This window comes from Thermodesulfobacterium thermophilum DSM 1276, assembly GCF_000421605.1.
GTDB classification, from domain to species: domain Bacteria; phylum Desulfobacterota; class Thermodesulfobacteria; order Thermodesulfobacteriales; family Thermodesulfobacteriaceae; genus Thermodesulfobacterium; species Thermodesulfobacterium thermophilum.
Genome location: NZ_ATXI01000033.1, coordinates 1 through 7,939 on the forward strand (window position 1 = coordinate 1; position 7,939 = coordinate 7,939).

The 7,939-nt window shown below is 29.7% G+C and carries 6 protein-coding genes and 1 pseudogene; all 7 read right to left on the minus strand.

Annotated features, from left to right (window positions below):
* Nucleotides 1-1,238 (minus strand): ATP-binding protein (locus H529_RS0109235; RefSeq protein ID WP_022856074.1); only part of this gene is annotated, 1,238 nt, incomplete at its 3' end.
* A gap of 200 nt (nt 1,239-1,438) precedes the next feature.
* Nucleotides 1,439-3,760, minus strand: coding sequence for a CRISPR-associated helicase/endonuclease Cas3 (locus H529_RS0109240; RefSeq protein ID WP_022856207.1), 2,322 nt, complete (start codon nt 3,758-3,760; stop codon nt 1,439-1,441).
* Complete coding sequence (gene cas5b / locus H529_RS0109245; protein WP_022856208.1) at nt 3,747-4,484, minus strand: type I-B CRISPR-associated protein Cas5b; 738 nt, start codon at nt 4,482-4,484, stop codon at nt 3,747-3,749. Before cas5b ends, H529_RS0109240 begins: the two co-directional genes overlap by 14 nt.
* A 21-nt stretch (nt 4,485-4,505) precedes the next feature.
* A complete protein-coding gene (cas7b, locus tag H529_RS0109250) occupies nt 4,506-5,426 on the minus strand; it encodes a type I-B CRISPR-associated protein Cas7/Csh2 (RefSeq protein ID WP_022856209.1) in 921 nt (306 codons plus the stop codon).
* A gap of 34 nt (nt 5,427-5,460) precedes the next feature.
* Nucleotides 5,461-7,173 (minus strand): annotated as a pseudogene (locus H529_RS12025) (TIGR02556 family CRISPR-associated protein).
* Between the two features lie 30 nt (nt 7,174-7,203).
* Nucleotides 7,204-7,374: a DEAD/DEAH box helicase gene (locus H529_RS11630; RefSeq protein ID WP_022856210.1), complete on the minus strand. Its 171-nt coding sequence runs from the start codon at nt 7,372-7,374 to the stop codon at nt 7,204-7,206.
* 85 nt (nt 7,375-7,459) lie between these two features.
* A partial coding sequence (cas6, locus tag H529_RS0109265; protein WP_022856086.1) for a CRISPR-associated endoribonuclease Cas6 occupies nt 7,460-7,939 on the minus strand: 480 nt, incomplete at its 5' end.

The window sequence follows — 7,939 nt, forward strand, 5'->3', positions numbered from 1 at the left end:
AAACAATCAGTCAGTAGTTTGTAATAAGGTACCACATAAAGCTTGGTACTATTGGAACAAAGGATGCTTTCAAGTTCAAGGTTTACAATAAAAGCTTTCTTTGGTTTATACCTTTCTATAAAGCTTCTCATCCCTCTCGTTACTTCTGGTTTGGCAAGTCTTATGTACTTCACTTCTACAGGAATAACCTCATTTCCTATTTCTACGACAAAGTCTACCTCACTTTTATCCTTTGTTCTCCAGAAATAAATTTTGGCAAAGTTCTGTCTTGCTTTTTCTTTAAGCAAATTAAAGATAAAGTTTTCAAAAACAAATCCAGCATCCTGTAAAACTCCAAAACTTCCTACCGCAAAATTTCTTAGCCCAAGATCATAAAAATAAAAAATTGGCGTCTTACTGATTTCTTTACGAACATTTCGGAAAAACGGAGAAACCCTTTCAATAATAAATGTTTTTTCCAAATACCAGAGATAATCTTTAAGTGTTTTAACTGAAATTCCAACGGTATTGGAAATTTCTGAAAGATTTATAAGCTGTCCAATTTGTGAAGCCAAAATCTTAACTAAATTACTAAAAGCTGAAGTCTTCTGAACCCTCAGAAGATAAGAAATATCACGCTCGATGTAACTCTGAAAAATTTCATTAAGGATGACCAGTTTTTCACGTTTGGTCTCTTCTAAGATGACACGAGGGTAACCACCAAAAATAAGATACTCCTCTAACAGTTCCTCAACTTTGGTCTTTTCCGTTTCAAAAAAATCTAATAGTCTATCTTCATACCGATAGCTGGTTTTATGATTGATAAATTCTTCAAAGGTTACAGTAGAAAGCTCAAAGATTCGCTTTCTACCAACCAGAGACTCCTGAATCCTTTCCTTTAACTCTACGCTCCCTGAACCTGAAACAATAAATTTATAGGGCAAGTTCATGTCGTAAATTCCTTTTAAGAAAAGCCCAGCATCCTCTTTTCGCTGTATCTCGTCAATAAAAACAAAACCACCTTGCTTCCCCAATTCAAGCTCTATCTTCTTTATCAGCTTGCTCTGAGAAGTAAAAAATTCTTTGTCATACTCAATATCAAGATTGAAAAAAAGCGTTTTCTTGCCTTCTCTTTCTAAAAATTCCTTGAGCATTAACATTAGCGTAGTCTTACCCGCCTGCCTTGGCCCTACGATAAAAGTAATCTCCCTTTTATTCAGATGCCCTTTTATTTCTTCTAACAATTTTCTTTTAATCATAGTTTTATTTTAGCACGAGAATTTTAAAAACATAGTTTAAAAATTCTCGTATTAAAATTTAAAAATCTGTATTTAAGTATTTAAGTATTTAAAAAAACTAAGAAAACCCAGATGAAGAAATAGCCGTAAAAGAGCATCCTTGCGGAGTCATCGGTATACTTAAGATTAAAACTTTGTACATACTCTTCAGCCTAATTATCTTACCATATTATAGTGCTCTCTTTTGTTATGTATCCTGTATCAAGATCATAGTAATCATTTATGGTCTCATGTCCCACATAGCCAATTCCTTCAACTATTGGAGGTTTATTTTTAACATTTACAGGAACTGAAATAACATATTGATAAAAATTTGCTTTTATTAAGTCAAACTTTTTCTTTCTTTCAAAGAAATCCTTAACTCGTTTTAGCTCAAGGTATTGTTGCCAAATATTTTTAGCTTCTTCATCCAACTCTATAAACACATCCACTTCAAAATAAGATTGTTCTATAAGTTGGAATGTAGCAACTGAAATTTTTTCATCTTCTGTATCATATCTTAGTTTACTAACAGCTTCTATAATTTCTTTTGATACACTTTGTGTTTTCCTTTCTGAAACTTTTATATAGTATTCCTCAATTAAATTAATAAGTTCATTTTCTTTTATTTCTTTATAATCTTTTAGTATCTTTCTTGTTATATCAAGAAGTGTCGGATCATATATATAGGAAGAATAAAGTCTGTTTCTCTCATCTCGTAAAGATACTATATAAGTTTCTCCTTTTTCTGTTTCTTTTAAAGAATTTCTGTTACATCTACCAGCTGATTGCATAATAGAGTCAAAAGGAGCTATATCTCTTACAACAACATCAAAATCTATATCAACACCCGCCTCTACAAGTTGAGTGGAAACAACTACTTTGTATTTTTTTTCTTTAATTTCTTTTATCCGTTTTAATCTTTCTTTCGGTATTAGGTGAGTAGAAAGATAAGTTGCTGGTAAATTTGTTTGTTTCTTAATCATGATATAAAAATCCCGAGCAGCAGAAATGGTATTAAAAACAAATAAATAAGTTCTTCCATCCATTAGATTAAAATATTCATAAAGTTCGGTAAGAGTCAAATCTTTGTCTAATAAAGGTATAAGTTTTATTCTATTGAGGTTTTTAAAGTAGTAATCTTTCTCAATAAGTTGTTTGACATCTTCCTGATTAAATATCAATGGTTCGGTAGCTGTTACGAGCAAAATATATGAGTTAAATTTTTTAGAAAGTACTGATAAAATCTCTCTCAACAGAAGCCAGTATTTTACAGGTATAGCCTGAACTTCATCAAGTATTATTATGGAATTGGCAAATCTATGAAACTTCCTTAAACTTCGGTTCTTGTTAGAGATCATTGAATGAAACACTTGCACAAATGTAGTTACAATTATCTCAGAATTCCATCCTTCAACGAGAATTTTTGCCTCATTATGTTCGAATTCATTATCATCTTTCTTGTAAAAAATTTCTGAAAGATGATGATGTTTTAAAAGAATGTTGGTATACGGAGGCAAGCCGTTTTCTTTTATTATCGACTCAAAAATAGAAGCATTCTGATCAATTATGCTTAAAAAAGGAAGAGCATAAATAATACGATGTTTCCCTCCAAGTTTTTCTCTCAGTTTCAAGGCAAATGCTAAAGAAATTAAAGTTTTACCTAATCCAGTTGGTAAGTTTAATGAGTAAATTCTGTGATTTGGATCTAATGGTTGTTCAAGAACTTCATAGTATGCTTTTTCTCTAAGTTTATTGATAGGAGATTTCTGAAATGGAAAAACTTTTTTATATCTCTCTACAATGTCAGCAGAAATGTTTACTCTTTCAGCAAATTCTGATAACCTTAACCCAACAACATCACTCTTGTCCGCATCAAGTAAAAGAGAATAAATAAAATTTAGCGTCACAAATCGTTCAATATTGTTATTCAAGTTTCTGATGCATTTTTTAAAATATTTTAATTCTTGAGGAAAACTACCAATCCATTTTTTAATAAGATCTTTTTCTAAGCGAAGCGGTAAACCTGCTTCACAAAGTTTATCAACAAGAATTGAAAATTTTTTATTATCTATACTTTCAATTTGTTTATAAAGATTTTCACAATCCTTTTCTTCTACAATAACCTCATCAGATATATCTATAAGGTCTCCATGATGCCTTCGGATAACCACAAAAGCAAAAAGGGACAAAAATTCATCAGATAAATTTAATTCTTTTATAACATAATAACCACATAATGCGGAAAAAAAACTATGCTTAGTTTCCGGTAAATTTTTAAGGCTGTTTTTTTCCTTTTCATCAGTCGTAAGTAAATATCTTTGAAAAAATTCTGTTGCCTTTCCAACATCATGAAGGAGTCCAAGTATTTTACAAAGTTGGGTATAATTTTTTTTTAGTTCTTTAGGTTTTTCACTTATAAAAATTTCTACAAGTTTTGAAACATTAATTAAGTGACCTTCGAGTGGTCTTCCCGGGTGCGAATAAAGATTAGAAGAACACAATATTTTCTCCATTTTCAAGTTTAAAATAGTTTTTTAATTTTGCCCTGATAGTTTTACCATCAGGTTCAAAAATAACATCTTCGTATTTTTCAACCACTCTATTTTGCTTCATAATAATAGGAATTTTCTCTTTAAAGTATTTCTTCCCTTCTTCAATTACCAAGCCATTTTCAGACAAATTTGTAATTGGAAATACTGAATGTATATCTACCAAAGTATCTCCAAATTTTTCTTCACAAATAAACACTCCTACAAAGGAAAAATTAGCAATAAGTTCGCTTAGACCCAAAGAAATAGTATAAAATATTTGGCGATCTCGAATTCTTTTAACTAGCTCTTCAAATATATTTTTGTTTTCATGAACAACATATATCCGAAACTTTGGATCTTTAAGGAACTCGGTTCTTATCTGGGTACGAGGTTCGTGTTTACTTTTAGAAGTAATTTTTAGAACAGGTTGCCAGCAATTGTCTTTTGTATTAATAAAATTAAGTCCCATTCTTACCTTTTTTATTGGATTTAATATTCTTATACTTACTCTGCATTCTTTACATCCAAATATTTCTAAGTATTTATTTGTATTTTTATCTGTGCCATAAATCGCTCCAAGTATCCCTGATATTGTTGGAGGTGGAGGGAATGAGAAGGTAAGTGGAGAAGATGTAGTATAAAATTTACGGAAATGAGCATAATCTGCCCATATATCAAAGACTAATACCTTCATTGTCAGTGACTCCACTTTTTATTAAAAATTAAGTTCATCTAAAGTAAAGCTTTCTAACGCTTCTTTTAAGTTAGTATCTATTCCGTTTTTTATAAATTTAACTCTATCATCTGTTTTAAATCTGATTTTCTCAATCTTTTCCTTATGAGTATTCAATGCATTAACAAGATTAGTAATATCAATTTTGACTTCTGATATGTGTCGAATTTCTTCGTCTCTTTTTTCTGTTTTTAAAGAAATGAGTTTATCAAGCTCACCGATGTAAAAATTAAAATTTTCTTTGTAAATCACTTGCATAAGAAATCTTGGCATTTGTCCAAATTTGGAGCCAGATATAAGATTTTTTGTTCCATTCCAAATTCCTTCAAGCATTAATAAAATATCTTCTTCTGTTAATGAAATATTCTGATATTTTGCTGCATTCTCATTAACAATCCCATAGAAAGCAATTAATGAGTATGGTAATATATATCTCTCGGTAAATGTACCTTGTCTTTTCTCGGCACCTGAAGGCATGACGGTAGTACCTTTTATATATGTTAAATCAACTTTGTGCAGTGATCTTCCAAATTTAAACTGAACAGGCCCTGTAAGGACTATTGTTTTATCTTTTACAGCAATCGTAGCACCAAAAAGTCTTACATCTATACATTTTGTAATAACTTCAGAAGGATCGTTCTTAAAGTCCTCTAATCTTTGCTCTTTGGTTTTTAAATTCCCTTTCTCATCTCTTATTTCTAATATAAAAATTTCTTGTCCTTTATAATTATAAAGATAATCTCTTATTGTTCTTTTTAGTCTCACATCAGTAACAATGTTTATTCCTGTTTCTTCATCAATTCTTGGCTTGTTTTCATCCATAGGGTCACCATTTGGATTTGTATCTTTTACATCATATAGGAACAATATTTCTGAACGATTTTTGATAAGATTTGTTGCCATAGGTTATACCTCCTTTTTATAAATTTTATTTTATTTATTTATAAATTATTTTTACTACTTCATCAGCTAAATTCATACCGCATGCAAAATAAAAATTAATTTCATCGACTGACATGTTCCAATTATCTCCTGCTTCAAGAAGATACTTAGATATCTCTTGTGCAAGTATTTGTTTACCTTTATCGAAAGCCTCATATTCTTCTAATTTATTTTGAACTTCTGGTAAAAGAGCTTTTATATCCTTTTCATCCATTTTTAATCCTTTTAGTTTCTTAATAAATGGTTTAGCATTTCTTTCTGACCACTGTTTATTAAGTAAAAGCTGTGTTAATACTCCTAACAAAAATATTCCTCTTTTTGCAGAAGTCGATAAAGATTTTCCATACTTTGTAAATATCTTGTCAAATATACTTTCTGACATGGCTCCCTCCTCCTCTTCAAAAGATATAATATTCAGTCTTTCAAAAAATAAAATACTCATTAAAGCATCTTTAACTCTAAAATTAAATTTAGATTCTTGTGGATCTTTTGATAGTTCTCTCCTTATACTAGCCATTAAAAATTTTACAAGAAAAGAAAAATCAATTTTTTTCCCTTTAAATACGCTATTAATTATCTCAAGAAAATATTTATCAAGGTCATTCTGTCTTTTATCTTCACTTGATTTAGAAAAGAATGTCCTTATTGTACCAAAGGTAAAACCTTTTTTTTGACTATTTTGAAATATTGTATCTACATAGTCTTTCGCATCAAATATTTTTCTAATTCTTGAAGGTAAAACATCTTCAATAAGCAATAAAATCCGCTCAGCACTCTGTTGTTTTTGCAAAAACAAGAAATTAAACATAACGACATCGTTCTTTTCGGATAAATACTCAAGAATTTCCTTTTCGTCATCCGTGATTTTTTTCTTTATTCTTTCTCTAAGAGCTATCGTTTTTGTAGTCTCAGATAAAATATCAATTATTTCCTCGAAAAGATTTTATCCTCCAACTAATAATCGAGGAATTAATAAGTAATTTAAGCCATAAAATTTAAAATTAAGATTATTTTCTAAAAATTTTCTTCCCCACTCTAGATCAGATTTGCAATTTCTGCATACAGGATAATTTTTCCATGCATCAATCTCTTTAAATCCCCCTGCAATAAAACCTGGTTTGTCAATCGTATAAAATTTAAACACATCAACCTTTCCACTTACTTCTTTTTCAGTCTCACCACAAATTGAGCATACTCCTATATTTGCTGATTTTTTCAGTTTTTTTTCTTTAAGTTGCAAAAAACATTTCCTAAAAACTTCATACTCACCCAAAAATTTTTCATTTATTTTTATTGTGAAAAATTTGTTTATATTATTAGCGATGGTCTGAATTTTCTGTAAGAGCTCGGTTATAATTTGATTTTCCTTATCGATTAAAATGTTTAGTATCTCACTTACGTTTAAAGAAAAATCATCAGTTTTTACCTCCCTGCACTGCTTAAGCCAATTACTATTTTTTTTAAATGTTTTTTTAGGTTCAGTTAATGGACAAAAGGGGGCTGGATTATTACCTTTACTTTCTCCTTCTTTATATAGATATTGTTCTATTCTACCTGAATCAAAATCTTCAATATGAATACCTGCATAATGATAAGAATTATTATAAGAATTAACATTGATAACTAAAATTTTGCCTTCTATTGTTCGTTCAATTTTCATTGTTTTTTTTATTACTAACCTTCCAATATCTCTTATAGCCGAAAGCATATATTTACTCCTTTTTACTTTTTTATTTAATTAAGTGACAAGAACTGCCTCAGTTTTGCCACTACCTGTGGGAGCTCTAACCAATAGGGGATTTTTACCTTGTAAAATTAAATCCCAGATCCTCTCTTGAAATTCGTAAGGTTCGTCTATTTGAAAGTATTTTTTATAAAAATCTCTAACATTTAGACTTATATTTTGCATTTTTTGTTAAAGTCCCTTTTCATTAATATTTATTTTCTATTTAATTTATAACAGCTTTTTAATCCTATTTCTGACATGATAATTTTTATTTTTCTAAAATCTCCCACATCCCAAACCCTTGAGAATTCTTTGCACCAAGACCTGCTTCGTAAGAAAATTTTATAAGCTCTAGATCTCCTTTTAACTTAAACTTTCCCATCCAGCCTTTTATTATAAAACCTTTGTAACTCACTAACTTTTCGTTTTTGCTACTTATCCCTAAAGGCTCTATGTGAAATTCTTCAGAATGAGGTATCCTTTTGTAAAAAGCTTTGTATTTCTTAAATAAGTTTTCTTTAACAAGTTGAGAAAATTCTTTTTCCTTAGGATGATAATAATAAGTCTTCTTCTTACCATCAGGACTCAACAATGTACTATAAACAGTGAGAGGAGAAAGCATCTTAACTGTCACTTCTCTTTTTATGACAGGAGAAGCTACAACCTCAACACTTTCAACAAAGATATTATTTTCTAAAATCTTAATTTCAGGAGTTTTTAAAAGATTTAATACTAAACTTTCAATCAT